The 15,144-nt window shown below is 58.2% G+C and carries 18 protein-coding genes and 2 tRNA genes; 8 read left to right on the forward strand and 12 right to left on the reverse strand.

What is annotated here, in order from left to right; genetic code table 11:
* Positions 1–38 precede the first annotated feature (38 nt).
* Both SynTAK9802_RS04175 and SynTAK9802_RS04180 read right to left on the reverse strand, forming a co-directional pair.
* Complete coding sequence (locus tag SynTAK9802_RS04175; RefSeq protein ID WP_025362202.1) at positions 39–161, reverse strand: photosystem II protein Y; 123 nt, start codon at positions 159–161, stop codon at positions 39–41.
* Between the two features lie 193 nt (positions 162–354).
* Positions 355–867, reverse strand: coding sequence for a gamma carbonic anhydrase family protein (locus tag SynTAK9802_RS04180; RefSeq protein ID WP_186497429.1), 513 nt, complete (start codon positions 865–867; stop codon positions 355–357).
* Between the two features lie 79 nt (positions 868–946).
* Between SynTAK9802_RS04180 and SynTAK9802_RS04185 the strand changes: the two genes are divergently transcribed.
* The 5 genes from SynTAK9802_RS04185 to SynTAK9802_RS12460 all read left to right on the forward strand — a co-directional run bounded on the left by SynTAK9802_RS04185 (position 947) and on the right by SynTAK9802_RS12460 (position 3,767).
* A tRNA-Lys gene (locus SynTAK9802_RS04185) sits at positions 947–1,018 on the forward strand.
* A 40-nt stretch (positions 1,019–1,058) separates the two neighbouring features.
* Entirely contained in the window at positions 1,059–1,205 is a 147-nt protein-coding gene (locus SynTAK9802_RS04190; protein WP_186497430.1) for a hypothetical protein, read from the forward strand.
* A 24-nt stretch (positions 1,206–1,229) separates the two neighbouring features.
* Positions 1,230–2,381: an NAD(P)-binding protein gene (locus tag SynTAK9802_RS04195; protein WP_186497431.1), complete on the forward strand. Its 1,152-nt coding sequence runs from the start codon at positions 1,230–1,232 to the stop codon at positions 2,379–2,381.
* Positions 2,382–2,846: 465 nt separating this feature from the next.
* Positions 2,847–3,119 carry a hypothetical protein gene (locus SynTAK9802_RS04200; protein ID WP_186497432.1) on the forward strand — a complete coding sequence of 91 codons (273 nt, stop codon included), beginning with the start codon at positions 2,847–2,849 and terminating at the stop codon, positions 3,117–3,119.
* Between the two features lie 39 nt (positions 3,120–3,158).
* Positions 3,159–3,767, forward strand: a complete 609-nt coding sequence (locus SynTAK9802_RS12460; RefSeq protein WP_222929016.1) for a hypothetical protein — start codon at positions 3,159–3,161, stop codon at positions 3,765–3,767.
* Here SynTAK9802_RS12460 and SynTAK9802_RS04210 read toward each other — a convergent pair.
* Together SynTAK9802_RS04210 and SynTAK9802_RS04215 are read right to left on the reverse strand one after the other, a co-directional pair.
* Complete coding sequence (locus SynTAK9802_RS04210) at positions 3,764–4,159, reverse strand: hypothetical protein (protein WP_186497433.1); 396 nt, start codon at positions 4,157–4,159, stop codon at positions 3,764–3,766. The genes SynTAK9802_RS12460 and SynTAK9802_RS04210 overlap by 4 nt on opposite strands.
* A 44-nt stretch (positions 4,160–4,203) precedes the next feature.
* Entirely contained in the window at positions 4,204–4,686 is a 483-nt protein-coding gene (locus tag SynTAK9802_RS04215) for a hypothetical protein (protein ID WP_186497434.1), read from the reverse strand.
* Between the two features lie 590 nt (positions 4,687–5,276).
* Between SynTAK9802_RS04215 and SynTAK9802_RS04220 the strand changes: the two genes are divergently transcribed.
* A complete protein-coding gene (locus SynTAK9802_RS04220) occupies positions 5,277–5,819 on the forward strand; it encodes a site-specific integrase (RefSeq protein ID WP_186497436.1) in 543 nt (180 codons plus the stop codon).
* Positions 5,820–6,448: 629 nt separating this feature from the next.
* On the opposite strand, the gene SynTAK9802_RS04225 is transcribed toward SynTAK9802_RS04220, so the two are convergent.
* From SynTAK9802_RS04225 to SynTAK9802_RS04240, 4 genes are all read right to left on the reverse strand, one after another.
* Entirely contained in the window at positions 6,449–8,776 is a 2,328-nt protein-coding gene (locus tag SynTAK9802_RS04225) for an AAA family ATPase (RefSeq protein WP_186497437.1), read from the reverse strand.
* Positions 8,777–8,990: 214 nt separating this feature from the next.
* The gene (locus SynTAK9802_RS04230) at positions 8,991–9,431 is read right to left on the reverse strand and encodes a DUF4326 domain-containing protein (RefSeq protein ID WP_186497438.1); all 441 of its coding nucleotides are present in this window, start codon (positions 9,429–9,431) and stop codon (positions 8,991–8,993) included.
* Complete coding sequence (locus tag SynTAK9802_RS04235) at positions 9,428–9,655, reverse strand: hypothetical protein (RefSeq protein ID WP_186497439.1); 228 nt, start codon at positions 9,653–9,655, stop codon at positions 9,428–9,430. Before SynTAK9802_RS04235 ends, SynTAK9802_RS04230 begins: the two co-directional genes overlap by 4 nt.
* A gap of 225 nt (positions 9,656–9,880) precedes the next feature.
* Entirely contained in the window at positions 9,881–11,119 is a 1,239-nt protein-coding gene (locus SynTAK9802_RS04240; RefSeq protein ID WP_186497440.1) for a hypothetical protein, read from the reverse strand.
* Positions 11,120–11,293: 174 nt separating this feature from the next.
* Here SynTAK9802_RS04240 and SynTAK9802_RS04245 point away from each other — a divergent pair.
* A tRNA-Pro gene (locus tag SynTAK9802_RS04245) sits at positions 11,294–11,367 on the forward strand.
* A 745-nt stretch (positions 11,368–12,112) separates the two neighbouring features.
* Here SynTAK9802_RS04245 and SynTAK9802_RS04255 read toward each other — a convergent pair.
* Both SynTAK9802_RS04255 and SynTAK9802_RS04260 read right to left on the reverse strand, forming a co-directional pair.
* Positions 12,113–12,274, reverse strand: a complete 162-nt coding sequence (locus SynTAK9802_RS04255; RefSeq protein ID WP_186497441.1) for a hypothetical protein — start codon at positions 12,272–12,274, stop codon at positions 12,113–12,115.
* Between the two features lie 73 nt (positions 12,275–12,347).
* The gene (locus SynTAK9802_RS04260; protein WP_255487844.1) at positions 12,348–12,557 is read right to left on the reverse strand and encodes a hypothetical protein; all 210 of its coding nucleotides are present in this window, start codon (positions 12,555–12,557) and stop codon (positions 12,348–12,350) included.
* 119 nt (positions 12,558–12,676) lie between these two features.
* Between SynTAK9802_RS04260 and SynTAK9802_RS04265 the strand changes: the two genes are divergently transcribed.
* Positions 12,677–12,838, forward strand: coding sequence for a hypothetical protein (locus SynTAK9802_RS04265; protein ID WP_232202457.1), 162 nt, complete (start codon positions 12,677–12,679; stop codon positions 12,836–12,838).
* A 138-nt stretch (positions 12,839–12,976) separates the two neighbouring features.
* On the opposite strand, the gene SynTAK9802_RS04270 is transcribed toward SynTAK9802_RS04265, so the two are convergent.
* Together SynTAK9802_RS04270 and SynTAK9802_RS04275 are read right to left on the reverse strand one after the other, a co-directional pair.
* Positions 12,977–13,174, reverse strand: coding sequence for a hypothetical protein (locus SynTAK9802_RS04270; protein ID WP_255487845.1), 198 nt, complete (start codon positions 13,172–13,174; stop codon positions 12,977–12,979).
* 1,067 nt (positions 13,175–14,241) lie between these two features.
* Positions 14,242–14,502 (reverse strand): hypothetical protein, encoded by a 261-nt coding sequence (locus SynTAK9802_RS04275; RefSeq protein WP_186497445.1) that lies wholly within the window; start codon positions 14,500–14,502, stop codon positions 14,242–14,244.
* Positions 14,503–15,144: the final 642 nt, after the last annotated feature.

A 15,144-nucleotide genomic window follows, 5' to 3' on the forward strand; every position in this document is an offset into this window, starting at 1 on the left:
TCAAGCAGCCTTCAGCCTACGAAGCTCGCTTGCCTGGATCAGGCGCGGCTGCGCTTGAGCATCAGCTGCAGCTGACCCACAGCCGCACGGCCGATGTTGAAAGCAGCCCAGCTGACGGCGGCCAGGATCGGGGCAACCACCAGGAACAGGCGGGCATCGATACCCAGAACCTGGCCCGTGGTGATCACGCTGAAGGCCGAGTAACCGACGATCACCAGGATGAGGACCAGACCGATGGCAACTCGGACCATTCTTGAAAACGGAAATCTGTGTCGCCGATCTTACGGACTTCTCCGTTGATCCCACGACCTTCCTTGAAAGCTGATCGAATTCGCAGCAATCAGAGGAGTGCGTTCAAGGCCTGATCTGGGCGTGGGATGCCGCCAATTGCGCATAACGCCGGGCATGGCAGCGCTGTTCATCAATCGCCTCAGGCGACAACTCCCGCTTCACCGCCGCTGGCGCACCCATCACCAGGGTTCCGGGAGGCACATCCTTGGTAACAACAGAACCAGCAGCCACCAGGGCGCCTGCACCGACGGTGACGCCATTGAGAACGATGGCCCCAATGCCCACCAGGCATCCATCCTCGAGCGTGGCGCCGTGGATGACGGCCCTGTGCCCCACGGTGACGTCAGCACCGAGGCGAACCGGCTGTCCGGGATCGCCATGGAGCACGACACCGTCCTGAACATTGCTGCCCGCTCCGATGCTGATCTGCTCGAGATCTCCGCGCGCAACGGCCGTGGGCCAGAGGCTGCTGCCCGCTGCCATCTGCACATTGCCAATCACAACGGCGGATTCAGCAACCCAGGCGTTGGCATCGATCTGGGGATCGGGCCAGGGCTTGGATCCAGTCATGGCCATGGTTCAGCAGCCACCAGTCTCCCCGGCGACCTGAGTGATAACCTCATTTGGTGCCGAAATGGCATGCCCAAGCGGGCAAGGGTCGCTAGCTCAGCGGTAGAGCATCCGGCTTTTAACCGGCTGGTCCTGAGTTCGAATCTCAGGCGACCCATATCCACGATTTGATGTCGTCTCGTGACTCAGCCGAGCCGATGACCGAGCGGCTGTTAGAAAGCCGTGAATCTCTGATCAGGCCAACAGTTCAGATGGCGTATTTCGCATTCTTTGGCGTCACGATTCTTCTGGCATTGCTGGGTGGTTTGTTTTCTCGAGTGGCCGCAGAGCGCTATTGGATGTGATCAGCGGAAGAGGCTTCAGCGAACGTGGCTGAGGTTGATCTCGCCGTTATCGGTGCAGGGCTTGCTGGCTGCAGCCTGATTGGCCGGCTCAATCAGCTGGGATCTGACCTCAACATCGCTTTGATCGAGGCCGGCCGGGGGCCAGGTGGACGCACGGCCACCCGCAGGAGACGCGACCAAAGTGGCTGGCTGCTCAACCATGGAGCACCGGGATTCAACCTCAGTGAATCCATGCCGGAGGGCATGGATTCACTGCTGAAGCCATTGCGGGCAGCAGGTGTGCTCCAGCGGGACGAGCGAGCTGTACTTTCGCTCAATGTCGAAGGCGGTTTGTCACCTGCCACCAGCCCAGACGCCTGTCCAGAGGGTGGCTGGTGGCATGGTGTGCCCAGCATGGCCAGCATCTGCGAGGCGCTTCTCGATACGGCTGGCACCGCGCAACTGAGCCGTCAGTTCGAAACCCGTGTGCGCTGGTTGGAGCGACGCCGGGACCATTGGCTGCTGGAGAACGAGGATCGAACCTGGAGCCTCAGGGCCAAGCGCCTCGTGCTCAGTGGAACCCTGCTGGCCCATCCCCGCTCACTCAAGATGCTGGCCTGGGATGACGTCCCCCTGCGCACAGCCGTTGCAGAAGGCGAGGATAACGAGCTCGACAAGGCATTGAGCCTGCTGCAACTCAGCCAAGCCGAAGTGCGCTGGAACCTGATGGTGGATCTGGGCGTGCTCGCGCTCAACGCTGAGGAGCTTCCCGCTCAGATCTGGTTGGACGACGCCGCAAAGGCGCGCTGGAAGGTGGAACGCCTCGTGCTGCAGCCGCAAAGCGATGGACGCTGGGGGCTTGTGGTGCATGGATTGGATTCCGGGGAAGCAATCACACCCGAAAGCCAGGGGCACCTGCTGGCTCAGGAGCAACAGCGCCTGGTGGAGCTGTTGCCCGAACTGCTGCAAGCCCTGCCGGTTGTTTCAGCTGCGTTGAACCAGGCGACGCCGTTGGGTGTGATGCGCTGGGGCGCCTCACGACCCCTCAACAACCCCTTGCCACAAGAACTGCAGTGGTGCCCCACTAGCGCCGTTGGGTTCTGTGGCGACTGGATCGCAGTGCCTGGCTTCGGCCGAGCGGAGGGAGCGATCAGCAGCGGCGTCAACCTGGCTGAACAGCTGCACGCTGACCGCTAATCTCTGTGTGCGCCGGGGAGTGGCGCAGTTTGGTAGCGCGCTTGCTTTGGGAGTAGCGCAACCGACAAGCAACAACCCCACTGGTACTGAGAACCTCGACAATCTCAGAGCACTGTCTTAGCGACATAAAAGCGACAACCGGCCACAGCTGGCTGCGGTGACCAGACTATTTGTGTCCGAACACCTAAGAACAGGTCAATGACACAGTCCTCAGACACTGCTCCCAACCTAAAAGTTCCCCCACTTTCCTTCGGCGCAATCGTTGGTGGAATCGCTGGAGGTTTGTTGTTTATTAATGGCTGTGCGATGTCAACATCAAGCTCAATACATCAGATCTACCAAGTTCTGAATTTGGGCATGGGCGCGCAACTGGTCACTCTCGCCAGCATTGCCCAACACGGCAAAAGTGCTCGCAAGGACTGAGCCACGACTGGGCGGCTCAAGGATCGCTGCAATCCTTGGCGCATGAGCAACAAATTCCGCAGCGGTTTCATGACAGCCCTTGGCGTCATGGCTGCTGTTGCTGCTGTGCCCGCCACCATCTGGGTGGGTTACTTGCTGTGGGGCAAGGGCATGGATCTCCTAAGGAGTCCTGCTTATGACCAGTGGTTTAAGTGCTGGCAGGAGACCGTCTTCGACAAGAACGATCCGAGCGATCCTCTGCATTTAGACCCTGGGGCACGAGTGGATCGTGACTGCGGTGAAAGCCCACCGCGGTGGCGCTGGCAGACGCGCTAGCTCACCGCTGCCATCCTTGGAGGGTGGGTTCATTGCTCCATGGCTCTTATCAACTGCGTCGAATGTGAGAAACAGTTGTCCGACCAGGCAGCCGCGTGTCCCCATTGCGGTCACCCCAACCCGGCCTTTGCAGAAACAAAGGCGGCACCAGAGACTGCTGACGAGCAAAGAGCCCGCATCTCGGGGGCGAGCAAAAAGGATGGGGACGAAAAGCCAGCGAAGAAGAACGGATGCCTTGTCGGCTGCCTGAGCCTCTTTGTTGGCGTTGTCATCCTTGGCGCTATCGGCAGCATGATCGAGGACACGACACCAAGCTCATCACCATCCCAAAAATCCACTCCAAAGGTGGATAACTCTTGGGTTCCAGATGGGTTTACCCGTTACAACAGCAAGGTGGCAATTCGCTGGTCGCCTAACGGCTCATACAGCTGCAGTTACGGCCAGCGCTGCATCCAGATGGAAGTTGTTCCACGTAGAGGTTGCGGAAACCTCTACGCAGAGCTGAACAAGATCGACGCCAATGGCAACAACGTTGGTTACACCAACGAAACAACCACCAACGTGGGGGCCGGACAAAAGGCAATCCTGAAGTTCGACACCTACGGAACCTTCAAGACTTTCCAGGTCTCGAAAATCTCCTGCTACTAGACGTCGATCACGTTGGGCGGACCGCCCTCCAACCGCTCCAGGGTCTCCCGGACCTTGGCCAGCTGCTCAGCGTTCTCACGGTCGGTCACGCCCTTATCGATGACGGAGAACGCGCCCAGGATTGCCTGGATCTGGGCGTAGGGCTTCACCTCGCTCGACAGACCAAGCTCCACGAGCCGGGCGGCCAACATCGGCAGCGCCTCGGTAATGACACCGTGGCTCTCCTCGATATTCGAGTGGATGGCCTGCTTGATGTAGCCGGCGGCATCCGGGTGCTGCCTCCATTTCCTGAGGTTGCCGGTGGTGGTGCCGCACTTCTCAGCAATGGTGGTCCAGCTCTCCCCCTGCGCATGAAGTTGGAACGCCCGGCAGACGTATGCCGGGAGCTCCATGTCCTCACGCCGGGGCCGGCCCCTGCCCTTAGCCATGGCGAGGGTCAATTTTTACCGTGGTAGCGGCGGCGGTTCTCCGCGATTTGCTCAGAAGTGAGCGGCTGATGGCCGAGCCTCGCGAGCAGACCCATGTCCTGCCAGGCAGCAGTTTTCTGCATCGCCTGCTCGTAGCCCTCACGGCTCTGCCGGGCTTGATCCACCAGCTGTTGATCGATCAAACGCTGCCCCCGCGCCTCCGCCGCTTGAGCTTCAGCCTCCAAGCCCGCCCGGCGGAGATGCTGTGCATCCTGCGGAATCGACTGCCCCTGGTTTCGACGCATCACAACGTCGGCAGGCATCGCACTGTGGCCATTCGCTCCAGCGAACAGCAGCTGGGCAAGCGCCGGGTCTTCGCTCTTCATCGCCAGCACGGTTGTCAGCGGCAGGTCGCTCTCCTTTTTCGGCAGAACCGGAACCGGTGCCCCCGGAAAAGCTTTGGCGTACCAGGTGCAGAACCTAGTTACTTTCTCCTGAACGATCGAGTCCATTAGTAATACATCAAGCGAGGACGACGCTTAGCCAGTTGATCCAGCAGATTGGGTGCTTGCTGATCGCGTAATCCCTCCGGTGACATGTGGCCACTGAGGCACTTCTTGTAAGCCATCTCAGCCCAAATGTATGCAGACCGTGAGTTGGTCGGATACAGCTGGTTGCCACATTTGGAGCAGCGACTCATCAACTGCCACTCATCTGCGGAGAGATCCCAATCGCTATCCACATGAAAAAAGCGCTCGCAAGTAATTCTAAGTGCACAATCGCCATCCTTGGTGTAATACATATCCAGAACTAGGTAATCACCTACCGTCGTGCTATATTCTCTATACAAGTTCCCCGCAAAGTGATAAGCAACTAGCGAATTGCAACCCCTCCCCTATCACTAACTCTGATATCATCAAGTGTGTACGAAGAAGTGTAATTCTGAGACAATACTAATCATGCAAAGTGGCTAATCCCCTGCCTTGATTGGCTTTCTTGCTTTCTAAAATCACAGTTATGGAAAACCTGGCGTCAGCCGGGGGCTCCTAGCGCTCCTCGACAACTGAAAATGCAATTCGAAGGCAACGGCCAGGCCCGAGTCTTGGATTCGCAGCAGCTCGATCACCTCATCTCCTGCATCACCGATCAGAAGTTCCAGGTTCTTGCCATCACCATGCGGTTCACCGCCGCAAGGGTGTCCGAGGCCAGGCAACTGGTCTGGGGATGCGTCGGCGAGGAGGAGATCCTGCTGCCCAAGAATTCGACCAAGGGCAAACTGGCCTCACGCGTCATTCCCGTAAACCCACTGTGCATAGGTGCTTTGGAGGAATGGCGTCATCAATGGGCCGCCACCTATAAACGGCCACCGCGGAAGACCGACCCGGTTTTTCCCGGTGCGTCGATGGATCGGCCTGTTACGCGCCAGCGGTTTGGTCAGGTGCTGGCTGATGCTGCGGCACGGGCACGCTTAACCGGCGTATCGAGCCACAGCTTCAGGCGCTCAGCACTCAGTGCTAGCAGTGCATCTGGGACACCACTGGCGGATCTGCGAACACTGTCAGGGCACCGTTCACTACAGACGCTCCAGGTTTATTTGCAGACCTCGGATGCGGCCAAGCGGCGTGCAGCGATGCGCTTCGCGTGATGAATGGCCAAAAAGAAGCCCCCCGGGCGCTCGTCCGAGGGGTCTCTTTCCCTGAATGGCCGCGACCCTAATCAGGCTTGGAGTCGAAGGATTCTCCGTCTCCATAGTAATCGCATTTATTTTCAATAGTTATTACTAAGGCCCATGCGTCGTCCTCTATTAAGGGCGGCTCTTGGCCTTCTTTAATGACGTGGATCTTGATGTCAGGTGGTGCTTCATAGGCCGCCAGCCGATTAGTCCGCCGCCGGATGGACTCCAGCTCCTTACCTATCCCCATAACGGCCCCCACGATTTTTCCCCGGGGGTTCCGGAGCTTTCAGAACACGAATTTTTCGTGGCTCGCCTGGCCGACCGAACGGTCTGTGCCGGGGCCGGGAAACCGGGAAGATCCAGGGGGTTAGTAGGTAAGAAGTAAGTAGTAGTAAGGGTTTTAACCCCTGGTACTCCTCGGGAAAGTCCCGGGACGATCTCGGGAATCCGGGAAAGTCCAGGGGGGAGAGTTTCCCGCTTTCCCGCAACTGTCCCGAGAGTTTCCCTGCCGGTGTGCGACTCACACCCCAGCTGATGCAAGGGATTACAGCTGCACAGCGGCTGATATTCCCGGATTCCTTGGTTTTGGCACCCCCTGTTCATCGGGACACCTCAACAATCCTGGGCTTCAGCCCAAAGGCCTTGTTGATGGTGTCGATCTTCTCCGGCATCAACTCCGCCAGCCGCAGCGCACCGGGCTTGTCCAGGTACCAGCGCTGTTTGTGAGTGCGGATCAGACCCTTACGGCGCAGCGGCGTTAGCCATGTGTTGTAGAGGGTCTTCCTCTGCATGTTCAGAGCATCGGCAAGCTCGGTGGATGAAACGCCACCATCGTTGTGGCCAAACACTGCCTCGAGCACATCGGCCTCGGTGCCGGTCTCCGGTTTGAGGATCTCGAACAGACCATTGGTGCGGTCCAGGACGTAATCGAACTTGCGCCCTGCGTTCCCCCGGAACTTCTCCACCACCCACCGGGTCACATGATCGTGGCCTTGGCGGGGAACTTTGTAGAGGTTGTGGACGGCGAACGGCACCTCGTAGATGTTCGAGTTACCGCCGGACCCACTGACCCCCACGTCAGCACCACGGTTGGATTTGCTCGGATGGTGTAACCACACCACCGCGGCTTGGTATTTCGCAGCGATGGCCTGCATCAAACGCATGGCCGTCCCCATCGCCGGGCCGGTGTAATTGATCCCCCCGAGGTCCATCACGGCCTTGAGAGTGTCCAGCACAATCACGGCGTAGCGATCACCGTTGGGGTGCCCGCGCTCCAGCTCGGTGCACAGCCTGTGGATGCCGGCGACATTGAAGCCCCAGGGCTGCTCACCGGTCTCCTCATCTGCGCCCCAGAAGGTGAAGTTGTGGTCCCAGTGGGCCCGCCCCGACACCTGGAGCATCCCGGCGTAATCCTTGGCCATCGCGTGGGCCCCCTCGCCACCATCGGAACCGATGTAAAGCGCAGGCCCACGATCAGCCGAAGACGTTCCCTCGGCCATGTCGAGGAAGGGCGCATGTCCTGACGACACGGCGTAGGTGATTGCCAGGCCGGCCAAGGTTTTACCGGAGCCGGAAGCACCAAACAGCAGGACATCCTTGCCCTTGTGTACGAAGCCCGGGAGCAGCTCGTTGTAGTTGCCTGCGGCGGTGGTTGCTGTCGCCAGGCTGCGATGACGAGTCACAACCTGGCCACCCTCACCGATGCGGAGACCGTGTTCAGCGGCGGTCATCATGAGCAGCCGCTCATCGATCTGATCCCGGTTCAGCCTTCTGGCCAACAACTGGGAGCGGCGATAGTCGCGCCAATGATTCTGAGCCGGATCGCCCTCCTTCTCGAGGCGATAGAGATCGGCGTAGATCTCCTTGATCTTCTCCGCCTTTGAGGCCTCATCGTCCTCAGCCGGACGCGCATCATCACCCCGCTCCTGGGGCTTCGGCCCCTCCCATTTGGGGTGCTGCTTTGCGCGGTGGATGAAGCTGGCAAAGGTGCGCTCGCCGGGCTTGCGACCAAAGCTCTCCCACTTCTCCTCGCACTCAGCGAGGTCGAAGTTGAGCATGTCGCTGCACCACTCGGTCCAATGGTTGAACAGCTTCCATGGATCACCGCAGTCGCATGACAGCGAGTGCAGCTCCATGCCGATGTGGAGCCAGGTCCAATAATCGCTGTACTCGTTGGCCGGCTGGAAATACTGCTGGAGGTAGCCGACCCGACTCAGGTCGTAGTCCAGCTCCTCACGAGACTTCCGTGGCCGCCGCACCTCGGTGCTGTTGGCCTGCCGCCCCTGCGGTGTGCACAGCTCAGCCCAACGCTCAAGGAGCCATTCCGGAGCATCCGCAACTTCGATGCCTACGGGGGATAAACCCTCCAGCCAGTCGTAGTAGCCCTGACCATCACCCTCACCGGGCCCCACCTTCTGGCAGGGCTCCCCTGGTGCGCCGGTGATCTTGTCGTTGGGATGCTTGCCCACCATCACCGCCTGCTGGCCGTGGGCCCGGAGTTCGAACTTGGAGGCACCCTCCAGGTCCAGCTCCTTTCCACCCGTTATCCGTCCCCACCACTCGGGAGGGACGCGATACAGCCGGCTGTGACGATGCGGTCGCCCCGATGACCATGACACCGTGGGAGGGAGCGCCGCCAGTTCCCGCTTCATGTGATGCAGGAACGTCCGCTCATGGCCGGGGCCATCCAGGTCCAGCACCATGGCGTTGCTGACCGGGCCGGTCATCAGACCAAGGCCGGTGTAGTTGAACTTGAGCTGCAACAGCTCGAACAAGCTGTACGGGTGCTTCTGCCAGTCGTTCCCGTCGCAAGGCCTCTTGCACTTAACCGGGGTCCAGCGCAGATCCTCCGGCAGGAATCGAACGAACTCGAACACCATCCTTTGCTCGAATTCAGGGAACGTCGGGTTGCTATGCGCCGTCAGCATCAAAGCCCTCCCGCTCGGCCTGGGTGATGAGCATCCGGCGGATGACAGCAGAGGGGTCTGTTTTCTCAGCCATGGCCAAACCACGGATGAAAACGTTCAGCCTTCGTTGAACACGAAAACAGACCGTATCCACTAACGGAGCGCCGAAAACTTCCCTCTCGGAAGTATTCATTAGTGCGTGATCTAAAAGTGTGTATAACAACGCTAGCCCTGATTATTTACCAGAGCTAGTGTCGGAAGTTGACGGATCTAGCCTGTTCTGGCAGGAGTTCTGAGCTTTTTTTTGAGTAACTGGTGAGAACCAGGTGCCCTCAGCCAGGTGGATGATCAAATCGCGCAGAGTGTCGCCGTGACAGCGACGATGATCTGCATGATTTCGACACCGACAACAAAGCTCGATATCTCGGCCTTTGATGTATTCATCCACCCTGGCTGACAGCCACTCCAACTGCTCATCGGACCAGGTTCCGTGTTTCAGCCACCCGACCCAAACCAGGTCGTCGAAGTGACGACAGACCTCATCGCGGTCCGCCTCCGTAGCCATCACCGCAGGGTTGCCTACCGGCGACTGCCCGCGCGTGATCATCTTGCGCACCACCTCGGGGTGAGCCTTGCGGTCGTAGCCACCGACCACTCGAATTGAACCAGCCATCATTCCTCCACCGCGGTGGGGGCGGCCCACAGCGCCATCTGCGCCCGGGCGCTCTGGATGTTCCAGAGGCAAGGGCTCTTGGCGTGGCGGCCTGTGCGGATGTAATCGCGACCGGCCTGAAACAGGCCTTCGCGCTTGCGAACTTGCAGGGTGTCCCTGCTGATGCCCAGTGCAACGCACGCCTCAGGCGTACGGAGCCAAGGCCCCTCGTTTAGGTGATGAGTCACGTCGATGAACGTGTAGGTGGGCTTTTTCCCCGTTATTCATCGACGTTTGCTGGCCCCTACCCGGACCGCGGAGGCTTTCCCCCTCCAGCTGGGTCTGCGGCGGAGTTCCGCAGAGTGCAAATTGCGCGCCCCTGAGGAGGGAGGTAGCCCCTCAAAACTCAGGAGTCCCCCCGAGAATCGGGATACTCGGGTCCTGTTGAAACCCTACAGATTCCGCAGAGGCCGTCAAGACCCGCCAAGCAAACGCAGCTCAGCCCGAGCCATCGCCTCCTCGATGCCCTGCTCCTCGGTCCACATGGCGTAAGCCTTGTTGTGGACTTCGGTTGTGTGTCCCATCGAGGCGGCCATGATGCGGTCGCCGAGGCCGTACTGAACGTGCCCCCGGTAGCTGTATCCGTGCCGAAAACTCTTCGGTGAGCACCCCCGGGCGGCCATGGGGGCCCACGCGCTGCACCGCTCCAGGTACTGACGCATCGGCTGATCGATCCCCCTGGACTTCGGTGGCTTCGGCAGCGGCTCACCTCGCCGGATGCGCTCCACTAGATCCCACTCCTCCGCCCACTTGCGGTGGAGGGGATACAGCCGCCGCGGCTTGGTGGTCCCGCCGCCGGCCTTCTTCACCCAGGTGCACCACATGTGAGCCCCCCGGGCGACCAAGTGATTCACCTCGATCGGCCTCAAGCCGTAGGTGGCCATGAGCTGGAACACAAACTTCCAGCGGCGGGCAGCCTCACGATCGCGAGGGTGGCGGTGATTCACCGGCAGCGCATCCAACAGCGCCAGGATCTCTTCGTCGAAGAGCGGAACCGTGGGCTCAGAGGTCTTCGCATGAAGCGCAGCACTCTTCCGCCCGACCCAGCGGCTGATGCCACCCTTCGGTGGAGCGAACCAGCGGTCGGGGTCTAACGCAGGTCCATTGGCCGGATCGGTGGCCCAGCGCAGCATCGCCGCAACATGCTGCACAGCCTGCCGGCGCACACCACTGCCGGGCTCCCAGTGGCGGCCCAACAGCGTGAGCAGTTCGTTGGTGTCGCGGCTGCCGGCCACCTTCACCAGCACCTTCTCGGTGTTGCGGTAACCCTCGTCCCAGGTGCTCTGCTCGATGTCGCCGTCCTTGCGCTTGGCCTCACCAAAGGCCTGCCAGGCCTGCATCACCAACGTGGCGGTGGAAGTATCAACGCGACGGGGGAGCTGGGTGGGCCCCAGCTCGGCGATCGCTTCCTTCAGCGTTCTGCCGCTCTGAACATGGCCAGCAACAGCTACCGCTGCATCCTCGATCTCCCGGCTGTGCTCTTGGTCCCACGGGATCGGCAGCATCCCGGCCTTGCGGGTGCCGTCAGCGAAACGAACATCCAGCTTTGCCTTCCCTGACTGCTGGACCACCCGGTAGGCAGCACCCACCCGGTCCTTGATGTTGTCCCGCATCACCAGGACCCAGGGTTCGGCGTGGAGGCGGCTAGGCAACGGGTGTCGCTAAGTGAGGCTGGTGGTTAGCGACAACGGGAGCTGCGCTAGCGACAAAGTAGCGACAAGATCCCTCCCGATCCAGCTCAGAGCCTCTAGAACCGACAAGGATGAGACTGACTGCGACTACTGGTTTTTGCCAGATGCCCGTCGAGCCCTATGATTTGCAGGTGCCGGGGAGTGGCGCAGTTTGGTAGCGCGCTTGCTTTGGGAGCAAGATGCCGCAGGTTCGAATCCTGTCTCCCCGATGCGATCAAAAACCAGTCCCCAGCTGGTGTTTAAACCGTCCCGCAAGGGGCGGTTTTTTTATTGCTCTCCCTGCTCAAGCAAGCTGCTTGAACGGGCTTCTCACCCCGCGGTGGCGCCAGAAATCCCAAGGTCCCCACCCTCGTCCAGGTCGCCGACGTGGACAACGGCCATATCAACTGACTCAACGCTGACCTGGCCACCCACATCGCGCCAAGGGCCTGAATTGAAATTGCGCCTGTTAAGCCATCCAAGGATTTGTAATAAACCGGACACTTTGTCTCAATTCGCCTAGTCGGGACTCATCTTGTTGTCTATTTGTTGGATCAGCGGAGATCAAGAACATGAAAGGAACCAAGACAAGACTCACCACCGCTCCAGAGGGCTTCGAGTACTTCAGGGTTTGCGACCAGGAAGGGGTCTGCCAAGTCGTCAGAGGCATGTGGGCAGCACAGCACCTCACAGAAGACATCCGTGAACTGAGCGTCAGCAAGACAAAGTATTCAGATGATTGGGTTTAGGACTCTGAACGACAACCCGCTTCCCCCCATACAAGGGCGATGGCATACGCCAAAAAGAGGAGATTGAACAAATCGAAAGAGCACTGGCAGCTCTGACGACCACCGAGGAAAAGCCCTGAATGAATCGACAGGACTTTGATCTTCGTGATGAAGAGATTCCTGGTGCCGTCACGCGCCGGAGTTTTTTCTTGCCCCTACCAGCAATGAAACCGGCTTCGTTGGTGGCTCAGACGATCTCTTTACGGCCGGCCTTGATCTTGGCTTTGGCAGATACAAGACCAAAAATCAGCAGGATCAGAAGCCCCGCATTCACGCCAACAAAAAACATTGTATCCATGACTTCAAGATGGCTTTGCTCGTCATAAGGAAAGCGAACAAAACAGCCCATCGGTCAAAAGACTCATTCAGCTCCGAAGAAAGAAGAAATCTTCGGCTGATCTTGGGAGATCTGGCGAGACCAACTACATCTGCCAATCGCCATCGCCATCAGTACAGTCCTTCCCTTGCAACTCTTGCAACCGCGCCAAGAGCTCGGGATCACCAACAATCTGCCGGCGGCATCCGTCTTCACCCATGTAGGTCAGATGCCCATCGGCATCGATGACCAGCGCGGTCATGGGGGTGACTGGAGACGTCTCGTCGATGGCGATGCGCTCCTTCTTCAGATCCACCCAGTCTGCGTCCTCTAAGCGCACAAGCCCAAAGCCATGAACAAACCAGACAGTGGTGGAAGCCGCCTGGGCAGCGTTCCTCTATGAAGGGTGCGATGGACTCGAGCCTTTCCAAACGCGTGACTGATCAACAAGGCAAAGACAGGGCCTACTGGATTGATGAGATCGCCTTCCTGGAGGCACGCTTGAACGGCAGTCAGGGTGACATCGACAGCGAAGACCGAGCGGCCTGCGAGGAAGCCCTCAAGGCAGCGAAAGCGAACTTGGCTGCCTCTCGGTGAACCCGGGGCTGACGGAGGCCCGAGCCACAACTAGGGTTTGAAGGTGAGAGGGAGACCTCTTCGGGCGTGGTTGCTTGATTTGGTGGGTGGTGTCACGACCTACTGCCTCTCTCACACCTCTTTATCAAGGCTGATTGGTCACGGCTGAACCAGGCCCCTCTCCTTGGCATAACTCTTGTAGTGATTGGGAAATTCATCGGCAAGCCGAGCAAGTACATCACTTGAAGAGCCCATTTGCTCGTTCACTTCATCAAAAACCGATGCAAAACAGCTCTCACACCTGATTTCAAGACAAAGCTCATCCCAGCTCGTAACTTGTTTGTTGAAACTGGCCACAAGCTCTTTAAAGGTCACGAGAAACAGAGTGTTCTGCTGCGGACAAGTTTAGAGGCAATGACAACAACCAATTTGATGCCGAATGAAATCAGGATTGGCATAGCCTGATGGCACATGGCTTTGATGAACCAACATTCAAGGGATGAAACGATTGCTGCAGCTGCTTCGGCGATGGACTGGCCAACGGGAGAAACCCCCATTGCATACACCCGAAGAGTTGGAGTGCTTTAAAACAGATGCGATCGACAATCGCGGCAAGCACTACTGATGCAGGGGGCAACTGAACTGGCACTACTCGCCCTGGCGTTTGTCGGGCTTCAGCTCTGGTGGCTCAGCAAGGTCTTTTTGAATCGACCCCGGCAGCCAAGGCCACTGGGCAACCCCATGAGGGCAAATTCGCTTCAAAACGAGCGAACTGCCCTGCAAAAGATCTTTGATCAATCCTGAGAACCGCCAAACCTTGGGATCGAACTAGGGACAAACACCGATGCCTGATTCGATCTGAACAATCAGCGTGGTGCATCAGCAACAACAGCCATGGCACTGATTTGTTGTGCGCACTGTGGTCACATGCACTCGAGCCTGAGAGGGGACTGCCCCCAGTGCCATCAACAGAGGCGCCTATGGTCTCCCCAGGTGTTGTCAGACCGGATCAAACCAACGCCGATCAACACCAAGGAGTGACCACCATGGCCTTTGAAGCCCCCCCCAGCAGAGGGACGTCAGTGCATCAGCTGCGGTGACATCAAACCTCTGAATTTCTTTGGCTTGGATCAACAGGAGTGCCGGAACTGTGAATCAAGTCGACGCCAACAGGGCATCAAACAAAACGCCGATGATTCCGTCGAGGAGGCTTGAATCAAACCGAGCCTCAATGAGCATATGCACCAATGTTCAATTGATATCCATGGGCTATCACATGGGTAGCGATGCAAAGAGGTGTCATGGGCAAGGTTCTTTCAGCAGCAAAGTGGTCATTCGAACTACTTGGCCAACGCATCACTGCACTTCGTCTTAAAAAGAGCTTTTCAGAATCAAGGATTTACAGCAACTGGGCTTATGACGAATCACAGATGAAAGAGGCCGATTTTGGCAAGCGTGAGCAGAAATCTCATCTCGAATACGATTGCTGAAGCCACAAGCTGATTCATCAGAACCAAAAACAGCGACTTAACAGGCATCCAACCAAAGCCTTGAATGGCGAATTGACCAGCCTGAGAGAAAGGTTGGCAATTTGCGTCCAAGTCTCCTAGAACGCTGTTCAGCATCGTTGTTGCAATGGCCTTGATTCCCCGCTGGCAGTTCATGACTGACAGCAGCAAAGCCATGGTGAAGCGATCTGCGATCACACTTGTGGTCGTCCTGATTGGATTAACACTGCTGCGCGCAATCTTTCCCTGGATCCTGCTTGGCCTTGCCCTTTATGGTGCCTGGTGCCTGTTGAACCGGAAATAACCGATGAGCGATGACTCAACCCAAGCCAGACGCACGCTTTATCTCTGGGCCCTTGGCCTCAACGTTGTCGCTTGGGGCGGATACCTCGTTCTAACCAAAGTGATGGGTATCGATTTTGAATCGATTCGGCAAGCCAGATTGGCTGGCTAGGACTAACTTTCTTGATCAAAGACTCTGCCCTGAACAATGGCGCTAAGCGGTAGAAGACAATTCGTGCAGTAAAACAACGCAAGGCATAAAGGTGCAGATGCACAGCTGACCTGATCCAGCCGTAGCAGACTTGATCCACAGGGCACCAAGGGTATAAATCGTTTGGTGCAGACAAAAAAACCGCTCCATTACTGGAGCGGCTCAATAGCCAAGGCAATCCCCATCACCCGGCGATCTGCACCAATCTTTGATGCAATGAAAAAATAATACCCACCAAACACCAGATGTAGTGGACGTCAACACTCGCTTAAGACCCTGGTGAACATGCGTGAAGTGGCCAGATAACGCAACAGCAGCACTGCATC

It is taken from the genome of Synechococcus sp. TAK9802, from assembly GCF_014279535.1.
Taxonomy (GTDB): Bacteria; Cyanobacteriota; Cyanobacteriia; order PCC-6307; family Cyanobiaceae; genus Parasynechococcus.